13 protein-coding genes are annotated in these 14,712 nt (G+C 50.5%); 3 read left to right on the top strand and 10 right to left on the bottom strand.

Features of this window, described 5'->3' with window-relative positions:
* Window positions 1-91 precede the first annotated feature (91 nt).
* From dtpA to ACX9GV_RS08740, 9 genes are all read right to left on the bottom strand, one after another.
* Window positions 92-1,603, bottom strand: a complete 1,512-nt coding sequence (dtpA, locus tag ACX9GV_RS08780) for a dipeptide/tripeptide permease DtpA (RefSeq protein WP_473197770.1) — start codon at window positions 1,601-1,603, stop codon at window positions 92-94.
* Between the two features lie 695 nt (window positions 1,604-2,298).
* On the bottom strand, window positions 2,299-2,940 hold the full coding sequence (gene nth, locus ACX9GV_RS08775; RefSeq protein ID WP_473197769.1) for an endonuclease III: 642 nt from the start codon (window positions 2,938-2,940) through the stop codon (window positions 2,299-2,301).
* Entirely contained in the window at window positions 2,937-3,596 is a 660-nt protein-coding gene (locus tag ACX9GV_RS08770) for an electron transport complex subunit E (protein ID WP_023490189.1), read from the bottom strand. The genes nth and ACX9GV_RS08770 overlap by 4 nt, the downstream gene beginning before the upstream one ends.
* Window positions 3,593-4,222, bottom strand: a complete 630-nt coding sequence (gene rsxG / locus ACX9GV_RS08765) for an electron transport complex subunit RsxG (protein WP_473197768.1) — start codon at window positions 4,220-4,222, stop codon at window positions 3,593-3,595. Before rsxG ends, ACX9GV_RS08770 begins: the two co-directional genes overlap by 4 nt.
* Before the next feature lie 9 nt (window positions 4,223-4,231).
* Entirely contained in the window at window positions 4,232-5,314 is a 1,083-nt protein-coding gene (rsxD, locus tag ACX9GV_RS08760; RefSeq protein WP_473197767.1) for an electron transport complex subunit RsxD, read from the bottom strand.
* Window positions 5,315-5,421: 107 nt separating this feature from the next.
* Window positions 5,422-7,797 (bottom strand): electron transport complex subunit RsxC, encoded by a 2,376-nt coding sequence (gene rsxC / locus ACX9GV_RS08755; RefSeq protein ID WP_473197766.1) that lies wholly within the window; start codon window positions 7,795-7,797, stop codon window positions 5,422-5,424.
* Complete coding sequence (rsxB, locus tag ACX9GV_RS08750) at window positions 7,790-8,365, bottom strand: electron transport complex subunit RsxB (protein ID WP_023490193.1); 576 nt, start codon at window positions 8,363-8,365, stop codon at window positions 7,790-7,792. Before rsxB ends, rsxC begins: the two co-directional genes overlap by 8 nt.
* On the bottom strand, window positions 8,365-8,946 hold the full coding sequence (gene rsxA / locus ACX9GV_RS08745) for an electron transport complex subunit RsxA (protein WP_473197765.1): 582 nt from the start codon (window positions 8,944-8,946) through the stop codon (window positions 8,365-8,367). Before rsxA ends, rsxB begins: the two co-directional genes overlap by 1 nt.
* Window positions 8,947-9,132: 186 nt before the next feature.
* Window positions 9,133-10,545, bottom strand: coding sequence for a glycoside hydrolase family 1 protein (locus ACX9GV_RS08740; protein ID WP_473197764.1), 1,413 nt, complete (start codon window positions 10,543-10,545; stop codon window positions 9,133-9,135).
* A 222-nt stretch (window positions 10,546-10,767) separates the two neighbouring features.
* Between ACX9GV_RS08740 and ACX9GV_RS08735 the strand changes: the two genes are divergently transcribed.
* The 3 genes from ACX9GV_RS08735 (at window position 10,768) to ACX9GV_RS08725 (ending at window position 13,354) form a co-directional block, all read left to right on the top strand.
* Window positions 10,768-11,808 carry an oxidoreductase gene (locus tag ACX9GV_RS08735; protein WP_473197763.1) on the top strand — a complete coding sequence of 347 codons (1,041 nt, stop codon included), beginning with the start codon at window positions 10,768-10,770 and terminating at the stop codon, window positions 11,806-11,808.
* Between the two features lie 195 nt (window positions 11,809-12,003).
* Window positions 12,004-13,002 (top strand): bile acid:sodium symporter family protein, encoded by a 999-nt coding sequence (locus ACX9GV_RS08730; RefSeq protein ID WP_473197762.1) that lies wholly within the window; start codon window positions 12,004-12,006, stop codon window positions 13,000-13,002.
* A 31-nt stretch (window positions 13,003-13,033) separates the two neighbouring features.
* Complete coding sequence (locus tag ACX9GV_RS08725) at window positions 13,034-13,354, top strand: NIPSNAP family protein (RefSeq protein ID WP_473197761.1); 321 nt, start codon at window positions 13,034-13,036, stop codon at window positions 13,352-13,354.
* A 156-nt stretch (window positions 13,355-13,510) separates the two neighbouring features.
* On the opposite strand, the gene ACX9GV_RS08720 is transcribed toward ACX9GV_RS08725, so the two are convergent.
* Window positions 13,511-14,692 (bottom strand): MalY/PatB family protein, encoded by a 1,182-nt coding sequence (locus ACX9GV_RS08720; protein ID WP_473197760.1) that lies wholly within the window; start codon window positions 14,690-14,692, stop codon window positions 13,511-13,513.
* Window positions 14,693-14,712: the final 20 nt, after the last annotated feature.

The following is a 14,712-nucleotide window of genomic DNA, read 5'->3' as shown; positions in this document are numbered from 1 at the left end:
AGAGTGATTTAACAGCTTCCGGGAGGCTGCAACTCAAATTATTCAGAGTTAATACTGGTTATAATTCAAGTTGCAGCGGTGGGCGTTAGACTTAGTTAGCTGTCACGACTTGTGCTTTATTTTCCGTATCTTCCTCTGTATCAAGCGTCATGCGATACAGTTTCGGTGCGGTCAACGCCATAATTACGGCAATAACCGCAGTAACAATGCCGATCTGCATAAATACGTGGCTGTAAATTGCCAGTGAGGCATGGGCATCGTTGATATCAGCAGGGACAGCAGTCAGCCCTGCCACCTTGCCGGCAATCAATGCTGCCGCTGCGGTGGTCAGGAACCAGGAACCCATGATAAAGCCCATCAGCCGCTGAGGAACCAGTTGTGCGACCATTGCCAGGCCCAGCCCAGAGATCATCAGTTCACCAATACTTTGCAGGGCATAGCACAGAATCAGCCAATTAACCGATACAATGCCTTGTTCGTTGGCGAAGGTGGCGCCCCATGGCAGCACCAGGAAGGCACCGGAACAGAGGAACATCCCAAAGGCAAACTTGTGTGGCATCGGCAGGCGATCACCCATCTTGTTATACAGTGCCGCCAAGAGTGGGCTGGCCAGCATGATCCAGAATGGGTTCAATGCCTGGAATTGCTCTGGTTCAAAGGTAATCCCCAGAATACTGTGTTCAACATTATGGATAGCGAAGAAGTTCAGTGAGGTTGGCATCTGGCTGTACAGCACAAAAAACACCACGGCTTCCAACATCAGCAGAAAGGCGACGATCATCTTGCGGCGTGCCGCACCCTCTAACATAAAGGTTTGCTTGGCAAAGATCACAATGATCCCTACAGAGATCACTGCCAGCGCCCAGCGTGCAATGGTCTGGTTATGCAGCAACCAACTGGACACTGCGATCAGTACCACAACCCCCACCAGAACCATCAGCAGTTTCTGTATCTGCAACGGTTGAAAGTCGGGTTTGGAGCCGTATTGCTTAACCCAACTGCGGCACATCATAAAGTTGACCAGTGTAATCAGCATCCCCACCACACTCAGTGAGAAGGCGACACTCCAGCCATATTTAGCGGCCAACCATGGGGTAGCCAGCATGGAGAAAAATGAACCGATATTGATGGACATATAGTACATGGTAAATGCACCGTCCAAACGTGGGTCATCTTTCTCATAGCAGGTAGACAGCAAAGAAGAGGGGTTGGCTTTGAACAGCGCACTACCCACGGCAATGGTCGCCATCCCCAGGTAGACCCAGAAAACTTCGTGACCTGAATAGGCAACCATGGCGTAGCCACAAGCCAGAATGATGGCACCTAATACAATGACCCGCTTTGAACCCAACACTTTATCGCCGAGCCAGCCACCGACGGCGACAAAGCCATAAACCAGCGCACTAAAGGAAGAGAACAGGGTAATGGAGTCGACTTCACTCAGGCCCAGCATTTTGACCAGATAGACAGCCATAATGCCTTGTAGGCCGTAATAGCCAAAACGTTCCCAGAGCTCAATGGAGAAGATCAGATAGAACGCTTTAGGCTGTTTGAATGCGTTAAGGCTAACGCTTTCGGATGATTTGTTGTTTGCAGTTGACACGGGTACCTCTAGTTTTTTTACTGTCCGCACGATCACTGTCCGTTGATCAATACGGGAAACGGCAAAAGTGGTGCAGGGCTGCACCCTTTTATACTTAAAACTCTAAATAGATCATGTTGGCAGCAGGCCGGCTGTGGGCCGAGACAAAAACGCAACGTGAAAAATGATGAGTATTCGATGTTTTAGGATGGAATAACGGCGGCTAATGTTCACTATCTTTGTCAATGAGGCAAGCATTTTGACATGTTCTGTTACATATAATCATTACAACGCTAAGTAACTATGTTAAAAAACATATGCAGAATTAACGTTTGATATTTTCATGATTGGCAAATTTTTATTTCAAAATGAAATAATAACGGCCCAATAAGATTAATACCCCATTTTATTGAATAATTGCAAATCTATATTCTATAAAATATCACCAATAAGGATTATATATCTGAAGCAGGTGGCTATATTGCAGGGGGAAGGGCAAGTTATCAAACCAAGTGATTGTGAATAAAATGTGAAAGTAGATCAGTGGCGTAAGTGAAAAAAAAGACACTTTTTCTGCTTAAAAATAATGCAAAGATAGCCGTGTATCCCTACAGTGGAGATTGAAGCAGCATAAAAAACCAACAAGAACTGCATTGTGTATGCAGTCCCCGAACCGGCGATAGCTGGGCAGTAGAAAAAAGTAGGGCTGGAGAGGCTTACTCTGCTGGGTAAATTTTATCTTTAAATTCGCATAAATCTTCGATAATGCAGGAACCGCAACGTGGTTTGCGTGCGATGCAGGTATAACGCCCATGCAGGATCAGCCAGTGATGGCAGTCAACTTTAAATTCGCTGGGTACCACCTTGAGTAATTTTTCCTCCACTTGATCAACATTGCTGCCTGGTGCGAAACGGGTGCGGTTACAGACCCGGAAAATATGGGTATCAACGGCAATGGTTGGCCAACCAAAGGCGGTATTGAGCACCACATTGGCGGTTTTACGGCCCACACCTGGTAACGCTTCCAGCGCGGCACGGTCTTCAGGCACTTCGCCGCCATGTTTTTCCAGCAATAGACGGCAGGTTTTAATCACATTCTCGGCTTTGCTATTGAACAGACCAATGGTTTTGATGTAACCCTTGATACCCTCGACACCCAGCGCCAGCATCGCCGCGGGCGTATTGGCAACCGGGTACAATTTGGCCGTTGCTTTGTTAACGCTGACATCGGTGGCTTGGGCGGAAAGCAATACCGCAATTAATAGCTCAAAAGGCGAGCTATACATCAGTTCGGTAGTGGGGTGTGGGTTGTTATCCCTCAGGCGGGTGAGGATCTCCAGGCGTTTCTCTTTATTCATGGCGCTTTCTCGGACTGTTTTTGTTTGGTTTTTTCATCAATCACATATTTAGCAGCCAATAGCAATCCCAAGCCGATAAAGGCACCCGGTGGCAGCATGGCTAACAGAAAGGCACTATCAAAATGTATTACTTCAACACGCAACACTTTGGCCCAGTTACCCAGTAACAAATCCGCACCATCAAACAGCGTACCGTTACCCAGCAATTCACGCAGGGAACCGAGAACCAGCATGGCAGCGGTTGCACCAAAGCCAATGGACAGACCATCAATCAGTGCTAACCCCAGTGGTTTTCTGACGGCAATCGCTTCCGCTCGCCCCACCACAATACAGTTGGTGACGATTAATGGAATAAAGATCCCCAAAGATTGATACAAGCCAAAGGCATAGGCATTGATTAACATTTGTACGACACTCACTGCTGCAGCAATGATCATCACATAAATGGGAATACGCACCTCGCTTGGGATCCAGTGGCGAAAGATCGAAATAGCGCTATTGGTGATGGCCAGGACCAACGTTGTGGCTAACCCCAAACCAAGAGCACTGGTCGCGGTGGAGGTGACGGCCAACAATGGGCACAGGCCTAATAATTGCACCAATGCTGAGTTGTTTTTCCATAATCCTTGAACGATTAACTGTTTGACTTCACTCATTCAGTGCCTCCACAGGTTGGCAAGGTATCCAGTTTAGTTGGCAAGGTTTTGATAAAGAGCGCGGTGCGAGCAATTGCGTTCACCACTGCTCGTGGGGTAATGGTTGCCCCGGTGAACTGATCAAACATGCCGCCGTCTTTTTTAACTGCCCAACGTTTATCATCCGGGCCATCAATGGTTTTGCCACTAAAATAGGTAATCCAGTTGGAGATGCGTAACTCAATTTTATCACCAAGCCCTGGGGTTTCATGATGCTCCACCACCCGGCTGCCAAACACCGTACCATTGAAGTCGGCAGCCACTAAGAGCTGAATGGCACCTGAGTAGCCATCTGGGGCGGTGGTTTCAAGTACAGCACCAACCGGCTGGCCCTGTTTACGCGCCAGATAGAGGCGGCGAGGGGCAGCGCTGCCTAACGCCGGGTCGCTCACCAGAAAACATTCTTTTTGTAACTCATTATCATAAACTTCAGCGGGGATGACCTGATCGAGCAAGGCTTGTTGCTGAAGTGCCGCCTGATGAGCAATGGTGCTTTTGGTCAATTGATAGACCAAAGCAGTCAGGCCGGTGGTCACGGCGGCAAAGAGCGCCAAGGTGATGCCATGTTTACGCATTGAATTCAGCATATCGGTTCCTTAGCGGTGGCCATAGACACGAGGCTGCGTGTAATGATCGAGCAATGGCACAGTCATATTGGCCAATAGCACAGCAAAGGCCACACCGTCTGGGTAGCCGCCATACACCCGTATAAGCCAGACCAGCAGGCCGATAAGTGCGCCATAAATTAACCGGCCGTTGCGGGTGGCGGCAGCGGTCACCGGGTCCGTGGCAATAAAGAAAGCGCCTAACATGGTGGCACCGGAGAAGAGATGAAATAGCGGGGTGCCCTGGTGGCTAGGGTCGAGCATCCAGGCTAGCCCGGAACACAGCATGATGGAAACCAGCATACTGGCGGGGATTTGCCAGTGGATTATCCGACGTGCCAATAAAAATAGGCCACCAAGCAGAAAGCCCAAATTAACCCATTGCCAGCCGATACCTGCCAACATGCCGCCAAACAACGGCTGCTGCAACACCTGCTCTATGGGATGACCACTACGTAACCCGGTTTTAAATCCATCGAGCGGCGTAGCCTGGCTGATGCCATCAACACCCATCGCGAGTTGATGCAGCGTCATCCCTTGTACGCTATGCCCATTGAGAATAGTCAGTAGAGTATCCTGCAATGAGAGTGAGGTGATGCGGAGTTCTTCTGGCGGTAACCAACTGGTCATTTGTACCGGGAAGGACACCAGCAGTACCACATAACCGACCATGGCAGGGTTGAAAGGATTCTGCCCTAATCCACCATAGAGTTGCTTGGCGATCACAATGGCGAAGAAGGTACCAATCACCACCATCCACCAGGGAGCCAATGGTGGGAGGCTGATGCCCAGCAGGAGTGCCGTGAGCAAGGCCGTATTATCTGCCAGCCGAGCTTTTATCGGTTGTTTACGCATCCCTAGAATAGCGGCTTCAGCCAGTAAGGCCGTGACTATGGCAAAAGCGACCTGAAAAAGCGTACCGTAACCGAAGAATACGATTTGTGCTGCAATACCCGGGATACAGGCCAGTATTACCCACAGCATGATACGACTGGTGCTTTGCTGGTTATGGGTAAACGGGGAACTGGCGATATGTACCCCATTAACGATTTGTTGTTTCGGCCTGAACTTCATAAAATAGCTACCATTTTTTCCATATTATCAGTGTATTACACTGTGGATGCCAGGGTGTATGCCGCAGTGCTGTAGTCGCCGCCATTTCTGGGGTATGACAACGTTCCTCACTCTTTTTCCGCTGTCGGCAATTGTTGTTCAGCTTTTTTGGCTTTAGCCCGGGCGATAGCCGCCGCGATGGCTGCTTTGCGCGGGTCAGGCTGAGCTTCCGCTTCCGCGCTTTCTGGCTGTTCTGCTTGTGGCTCAGCTTTTTTGGCTTTAGCCCGGGCGATAGCGGCCGCGATAGCTGCTTTGCGCGGGTCAGGCTGAGCTTCCGCTTCCGCGCTTTCTGGCTGTTCTGCTTGTGGCTCAGCTTTTTTGGCTTTAGCCCGGGCGATAGCCGCCGCGATAGCTGCTTTGCGCGGGTCTGGTTGAGATTCCGCTTCCGTGCTTTCTGGCTGTTCTGCCTGTGGTTCAGCTTTTTTGGCTTTAGCCCGGGCGATAGCCGCCGCGATAGCTGCTTTGCGCGGGTCTGGTTGAGCTTCCGCTTCAGCGGCTTCTGGCTGTTCTGCTTGTGGCTCAGCTTTTTTGGCTTTAGCCCGGGCAATAGCCGCCGCGATAGCTGCTTTGCGCGGGTCAGGTTGAGTTTCCGCTTCAGCGGCTTCTGGCTGTTCTGCCTGTGGTTCAGCTTTTTTGGCTTTAGCCCGAGCAATAGCCGCCGCGATAGCTGCTTTGCGCGGGTCTGGTTGAGCTTCCGCTTCCGTGGTGTCGGTCTGTTCTGCCTGCTGCGTAGCTTTTTTGGCTTTTACCCTTGCCAATGCGGCGGCAATAGCTGCTTGGCGCGGATCATCAGCGGGCGTGTCAGCCTGGTTGGTATCAGGGAGCTGCTCGGCTTTACGTGCGCGTATTTGCGCCTTAAGCGCTGCACGGCCGGCAATAGCGCTACTATTGTCAGGTTCACCGCCAGTGATGATAATCGGAGTATCCCCGATATGTTTAGCTTGAACTCGAGCCAGCGCTGCCTGAACCTTTGCTTGGTCACTGCTATTCGATTTTGCTGCTGCTTGCTGATGGCGTGTTTCCCGTGCCACTTTTTCCCGTGCTAAACGGGTTTGTTTGGCTTCATAACGGGCTTTGGCAGCAGCAGTTCGTACTGCTTCCTGATCCAAGGCTCTGATCTCAGCCTTTTCCTGGCGGTAATACTGCACCAGCGGAATATTGCTGGGGCAAACATAAGCACAGGCACCACATTCAATACAGTCAAACAGATGATGATTACGCGCTTTCTCATGTTCTTCACCACGGCTAAACCAGTAGAGTTGCTGTGGTAACAAACCGGCTGGGCAGGCATCAACACACAAGGCACAGCGGATACAAGATTGCTCCGCTTCTTGTGGTGCCATCTCGTTGGCCGTAGGTGCCAGGATACAGTTACTGATTTTTACAATCGGCACGTTAAGTTGCGGTAGGGTAAAGCCCATTAGTGGCCCGCCCATAATAACGCTTTGCCGAGGTTGCGGTTGATAGCCGCCAATATTCAGCAGGTGCTGTACAGGCGTGCCAATGCGTGCCCAGACATTGCCCGGTTGACTCATGGCTTCGCCAGTTAATGTCACCACACGCTCAATCAGTGGTTCACCGTCTATAATGGCGCGCTTAATGGCAAAGGCGGTGCCCACATTTTGCATCAGCACGCCAATGGCCGAGGAGTGCTTACCATGGGGGACTTCTTTACCCGTCAGGATCTTGGTTAGCTGCTTGGCACCACCGGAAGGGTACTTGGTGGGAATCACCTGCAAGCTAATATCACGCTGTTGACCAAGGGCTTTTTTTAATGCCGCAATAGCTTGCGGTTTATTGTCTTCAATACCGATCAACGTCACCTTGGGTTGCAGCAGGTGGCGTAAAATTTGCGTGCCTTCAATGATTTGATCGGCGTGCTCTTGCATCAGGCGATCATCGGCGGTGATATAGGGCTCACATTCAGCAGCGTTGAGGATCAGTGTTTCCACTTTATCGGCACCGCCCTGCAGTTTACTGGCGGTGGGGAAACCAGCTCCACCCAAGCCAGCTATTCCGGCCTGGTGGATACGTTGGATTAGCTCATCGGCATCCAATTGATGGTAATCGGCGATTGGTGACAGTGGGCACCAGCGATCTTCACCATCAGGTTGCAGAATGACACAGAGTTCAGGCAAGCCAGAAGGGTGAGCAGTGATATGGGGCTCAATAGCGCGGATCATCCCTGATGTCGGGGCATGTACCGGCAGTGTTCGCCCATGTCCGAAGGTCAGAGGCTGGCCTTTTAATACCGAATCACCGATTTTAACCCGCAGCTCACCTTCAGGCCCCAGGTGTTGTTGCAATGGGACGATAAAAATATCAGGTAGAGGCACCGTACGTAGAGGCACACTACTCGATTGGCTTTTCATTTCGGGTGGATGAATCCCCCCAGTGAAATCCCAAATCTTTCCTTTTTTAGCGCGGCTAAACAGATTAAACATGTGGCTCCACGGGGATCACGCGCAGTGGAATGGTTTTCATATCCCATTTCCAGGTGGCGGTAGTGGTGGTGACCGGTATCATTTCAATACAATCCGTCGGACAGGGGGCAACGCACAAATCGCAGCCAGTACAAAGGTCGGCGATCACGGTATGCATCGCCCGGGTCGCCCCTACAATGGCATCTACCGGGCAGGCTTGGATACATTTGGTGCAACCAATGCAGTTGGCTTCATCAATAAAAGCCACGGTGCGGATTGGTACGGCCACCGCCTCGCCGCCATCAAGGGGTTGCGGGTCAATATTGAGCAATTCAGCCAGTTTGAGCATCACTGCCTCACCACCGGGCGCACATTTGTTGATCATCTCACCATTGGCCACCGCTTCGGCATAGGGGCGGCAACCAGGATAACCACATTGACCACACTGACTTTGTGGCAGAATCTCATCGACCTGTTCGGCAAGGGGATCCTCGACCACTGCAAATCGGTGTGAAGCAAAACCCAGCACCACGCCAAATAGCAGCCCTAACAGGCTTAATGCGATAATCGCAATCCATAACGCGCTCATCAGAATTTCACCAATCCGGTAAAGCCCATAAAGGCCAAGGACATCAGCCCGGCAGTGATCAGCGCAATAGACGAACCGCGGAAGGGGGCGGGGACATCAGCAACCGCCAAACGCTCACGAATAGCAGCAAACAGCACCATCACCAGGGAGAAACCGGCGGCGGCACTAAAGCCATAGACAGCAGACTGCAGAAAATTATAACCCAGGTTAACGTTCAGCAAAGCGACACCCAGCACCGCGCAGTTGGTGGTGATCAACGGCAGGAAAATCCCCAGCAGACGATACAGTGCCGGGCTGGTTTTTCTCACCATCATCTCAGTAAATTGCACCACCACCGCGATCACCAAAATGAAGGATAGGGTGCGCAGATACACCAGATCCAGCGGGATCAGGATCAAACTGTTAATCAACCAGGCAGAGATAGAGGCCAGTGTCATGACGAAAGTCGTCGCCATGCCCATGCCTATGGCACTTTCCAGCTTCCTGGAAACACCCATAAAAGGACACAGCCCCAGAAATTTCACCAGGACAAAGTTATTCACTAGCACGGTGCCAACGAACAGGAGCAGGTATTCGGTCATTGCGATGCCTAAAAAATAAAAGCCGCCTATTATCGGAAATTGGCGGCGTAACAACAACACTTGAATTGTAGGGTTATGGCTCTTTTTGTCGGTTTTGCTGAAAATAGTGCGGTTAATTAAGTTAAATGAGCCGATAGACGGCGACGCTGCCAAGTTCAGGTGACAGCAAACGTCGCCGGAAAGGGATTAACGCTCAGCACCATTGCTGGCGATTAACTGCTGATACCAGAAGAAGCTCTTCTTGCGTTGGCGAGCCAGCCCCTTGTTATGGTCGACATAAACAAAGCCGTATTGCTTCTGGAAGCCATTGAGCCAACTCAGTAGATCGATAAATGACCATGGGTAGTAACCGCGAACATCAGCCCCTTGTTTGATGGCATCTTCAACCGCGCTGATATGCTGGTTCAGATAATCGATGCGCGCATCATCCACCACTTCACCGTTGATAATAGGGTCTTTGGCACCCAGGCCATTCTCGGTAATGTAGAGTGGGATATCACCATAGCGTGCCTTGATGTTCATAATGCCTTCGGTCAGGCCCTGTGGGTAAATCTCCCAGTCCCAATCGGTATACACGCCGTGAGGGTTGCGGACGAACTTGAATAGCCCTTTAAAGCCAAATTCGTTGCCTTGCTGATGGCCACTGCCTTTTTCACCGGTGGTATTCATACTCAGGTGTGAGTCTTGATGATTGGCGGCAATGGTTTCACGCTTGTAGTAGTTCAAGCCAATAAAGTCGCAAATATTGTCACGTAATAGCTGTTCATCCCCAGGGGCAAACAGCGGCACTCCCCATATGGCTTGAGCTTGAGCCAGCAGTTCTGCCGGGTATTCACCTTTCAGCACCGGATCATAGAACCAATGGGTAAAGATCCCTTCGGCCAGTTGATAGGCGGCAAGATCATCTGCCGATTGGCTGAGTGGCGTATGGGTCTGTAGTACATTAACGAAGCCGATTTGGCCTTCAATGCCACTGGTGCGAAAGGCGGCGACGGCTTTGGCATGCGCGACAAAAACATGATGGCAGGCTTGTATCGCTCGTGCGGGGTTTTTTATACCCGGTGGATGCCCGCCGGTAATATAACCAAAGCCGATAAAGCATACGGTTTCATTGAAGGTTGACCAGAGTTTGACGCGCTTGCCGTAACGCTCGTAACACAGGCGGGCATACTCTTCAAACGCCTCTGCGGTACTGCGTGCTTCCCAGCCACCTTCATCTTGTAATGCTTGCGGTAAATCCCAGTGATAAAGCGTAATCATCGGCTCAATGTTATGTTCCAGCAGGGCATCAATCAGGTCACTGTAGAACTTGACGCCCGCTTCATTGATCTCGCCCCGTCCTTGTGGCAACAGACGTGGCCAGGAGATAGAAAAGCGATAGCTCTGCAACCCCATTTCAGCCATCAAGGCGACATCTTCACGGAAACGATGATAGTGATCGACAGCGACATCACCATTGGTGCCCTGATAGGTGGTGCCAGGCAGATGGGAAAAGGTATCCCAGATAGAAAGGCCCTTGCCATCGCTGTTGTAGGCCCCTTCAACTTGATACGCTGCGCTAGCGGCACCCCAAAGGAAGGATTTTGGAAAAGCAGTCATAACCTCTTGCTCCACATCTCGTTGGATAATAAAAATTGAGTCTAGTTTAGGGGGGATGCGCTGAGGATTACAACCGGTTTCTGAAACCGGTTTCAACTTTTTAAATAATCAGTGCTATTCAAATTACAGTCAGTAGAGGATTATGCAGGTTTGATGGCACTGCTGCTTATCGGCAACTGATATACACTTAGCGATAGCATTGTTCTGTTATGAGGACTCAAAATGACCGAAAAAATCCATGTTGGCCTGGTCGGTTATGGCTATGCCAGTAAGACTTTCCATGCCCCATTGATTGTTGCAACCCCTGGGATGGAGTTGACCGCGGTTTCTAGTAGTGATGCCGGTAAAGTTCATGCGGATTGGCCCACCATGAAAGTGGTGAGTGATCCGCAGGCATTGTTTAATGATCCCACGATTGATCTGATTGTTATTCCGACCCCAAACGAGACCCATTTCCCGTTAGCACAGCAGGCGATGACCGCCGGTAAACATGTGGTGGTGGATAAACCGTTTACGGTGACGTTGTCACAAGCGCAACAGTTACAGCAGCAAGCAGAACAGTGCGGGCTACTACTTTCGGTGTTTCATAATCGCCGTTGGGACAGTGATTTTCTGACTTTGAAAGCATTGCTAAAAGAGGGCTCGCTCGGGGAAGTGGTCTACTTTGAATCTCATTTTGATCGCTTTCGGCCAGAAGTTCGCCAGCGTTGGCGCGAGCAAGGCGGGCCGGGCAGTGGGTTATGGTACGATCTGGCTCCACACTTAATTGACCAGACTCTGCAACTGTTTGGCACGCCGCAAACGCTGTTTGTTGACCTTGGGGAGTTGCGCCCCGGTGCTCAATCAGTGGATTACTTCCATGCAGTGCTAACTTATGCCAATCGCCGTGTGGTGCTGCACAGTAGCATGCTGGCGGCGGCAGAAAGCCCGCGCTATGTGGTCCATGGCATTCAAGGCAGTTTTGTTAAATTTGGACTCGACCCACAAGAAGATCGGTTGAAAGCCGGTGAACGCTTGCCACAAGCAGATTGGGGTTATGATATGCGTGATGGTGTGGTGACGTTGTCACTTGATGGGGTGTTAACAGAGAAACCTTTACTGACCATTCCGGGTAACTATCCTACCTATTATGCTGCGGTGCGTGATGCCATCAACGGTGAGGGGGTTAACCCGGTAACGGCGAATGAAGCGATCAAAGTGATGGAGCTGATTGAACTGGGTATTGACTCTGCCCGGCAGCAAAAAGCACTGCCGATAGTTTAAGTGGCAGTATAAGTTATATAATAATCAGCTTATCAAAGGGTTCGGTTTGAACCCTTTTTTATGTACGCTGCTTAAGCGTATTAAGCGTATTAAGCGTATTAAGCGTATTAAGGGTATAGGTAGCTTTTGTGATAACCGATCATCCAACGGTCCGAACCCATGGGATAGGCCATTAATTTCAAGGTAGGGTGTTAAATGTCCTGGTTGCAGCGCCTACGTATCGATAGATTTTTGCTGGTTCTGATTATAGTGGTGATTCTTGCTTCACTGTTTCCTTGCCAGGGGGCTTGGAAAACGTTCTTTGAGCATCTTACTACCGCCGCTATCGCTTTGTTGTTCTTTATGCATGGGGCAAAACTTTCCCGTGCTGCGGTTATTGCCGGGATCAGTCATTGGCGGTTACACCTGCTGGTGTTGTTCAGTACTTTTGCGCTATTTCCGTTGCTGGGGCTGAGTATGGAATTCTTGGTGCCGGATTATCTTTCCCCAACGGTTTATCTCGGCTTTCTCTATTTATGTGCCTTGCCTGCCACGGTTCAATCGGCGATAGCATTTACCTCTGTTGCCGGGGGAAATGTGGCTGCGGCTATTTGTAGTGCGTCTGCCTCTAGTCTTTTGGGCGTGTTTCTTTCACCGTTGCTGGTGGGGGCGCTTATGCATGCCCAAGGGGAAGGAACGGATATTTGGCACGCCATTGGTGCCATTATTTTGCAACTGATGGTGCCCTTTATTATCGGCCACCTGTCGCGACCACTGATTGCCAAGTGGGTTGAACGGCACCGTAAATTAATTAATCTCACTGACCGCTCATCAATCTTGCTGGTGGTGTACACCGCGTTTAGCGCCGCAGTCGTTGAAGGGATCTGGCAGCGTATTGATGGCTGGTCATTGCTGATGATTGTGATTATGTCAATGCTGCTGCTAACGGTGGTACTGATTTTCAACACTTATATTGCGCGCTGGCTCGGTTTTAATACCGCCGATGAGATCACCATCGTGTTTTGTGGTTCGAAAAAGAGTTTGGCTAATGGTATTCCGATGGCCAATGTCCTGTTCTCGGCATCTGCCGTTGGGGCTATGGTGTTGCCCTTAATGATCTTCCACCAGATACAGTTAATGGTGTGCGCGGTACTGGCGCAACGTTATGCGCGCAAGACGGCGCAGCAGCAGGCAGACGCGGAGGTAGGGAAATAACTTGTCAGCGCATTCAACCGAAGGAGCCTCTATGGGCAAAGTGATCGAGATTTTACAGTACCGATTACGGGTGGGAAGTGGAGAACGCTTTCACCATATAATGCAACATAACAGTGTGCCATTGCATTTAACATCAGGCATTACTGTGCTTGAGTATGGTATTTCATTGCATGCCGCCGATGCCTACTATTTGATTCGTTTATTTAATGGCATGGAGGAAATGGAGCAGGTACTGCATGATTTCTATCACAGCCAAGCCTGGCGAGAAGGGCCGCGAACAGAGATTGTGTCATTGATTGAGGAAAGTCATCGAGTTGTATTGCCTTATCATAGGATCGATTCGCTGATTTAAGGTCGATTAATCATCACGAAGGCATCTCGGCAACAATCCCTTTTGTTTAGCTGAGTCTCCAAACCGGATGAGATAGCGTGTCAGCAAAAAACTGTGGTAAACCCTCGCCCTAATTGAAATGCGGGCGAGGAGTTCAGTAGTAAGTTGACGATGGTTTTAGCTGCTGGCTAACAGAAAATTCAAGGCATTAATCAATTTATCCACACCCGCCTCTACTTTGCTGCGTGGGCAACCGACATTCAGGCGCACAAAACCGCGCCCCTCTTCGCCATAGGTAAAGCCCGGCATAATGGCCACTTTCTCGCGCTCAATCAGAACCTGTTGCAACTGTTGGTCATCAATCGCCAGTGGACGCAAATCTATCCATGCCAAATAAGTGGCCTGGGGTGGTTGCCAGTTAAGCTGTGGAAAGGCCAGATTAAGGCGCTCGGCGACATAAGCCAGATTAGCTTGCAGATAATCGCGCAGTGCATCTAGCCAAGGTTCACCATGACGATAGGCGGCAATATGGGCGATAAGTGCCATCACCGCTGGTGATGAGATAGCATCACGGTTTTTCAGGGCACGGGTATAGCTTTCACGGGTGTAATCATCACTGATCAAGCCATAAGCCCCGGTGAGAGCCGGAATATTGAACGCCTTAGAAGCTGAAGTCAGTAATGCCCAAGGGGTGGTGGCAACCTGGCTCCATGGGATATGTTGCTGTCCGTTCCAAACCATATCCATATGGATCTCGTCACTGATCACCTTGACCTTATGGCGTTCACAGAGTGCTGCCATCTGCGCCAGCTCCTGCTGGGTCCAAACTTTGCCGGTAGGGTTGTGTGGGCTGCACAGCAGCAAGATCCGGGTTTGTGGTAACGCCAGTAGGGCTTCCAACTGGGCCATATCACAGTGCCAATCATTACCCACTTTGTGCAATGGGCAAGGGAGTATTTGACGCTGATTGCCTGCCACCACTTTATAGAACCCATCATAAGCCGGGGTATGGGTAACCACAAACTCACCTGGTGCCGACCAGATGCGTACCAACTGCGCCACCATGTAAATCACCGATGGGCCATACACCGCTAGATGAGTATCAATGGCGCAATGAAAACGCTGTTGGTACCAGTGCCTGATGGCACCGAGAAAGTCTTCATGCTGCCAACGGCTATAGCCCAGTACACCATGTTGCAGGCGTTGTTGCAGGGCTTGAAGAATGCAAGGGGCGGTGGCGAAGTCCATATCGGAGATAGTAAATGGGAGCAGATCGGCGCTGCCAAAACGGTCAGCAACATAGTCCCACTGGGTACACCAAGTACCATGGCGATCAACCGGGGTGGAAAAATCAAACATGTAAAACTCCGGGCAACGGC

This window comes from Serratia sp. 25CWL12 (assembly GCF_055790885.1).
This window is presented reverse-complemented; position numbering and strand designations above follow the sequence as displayed.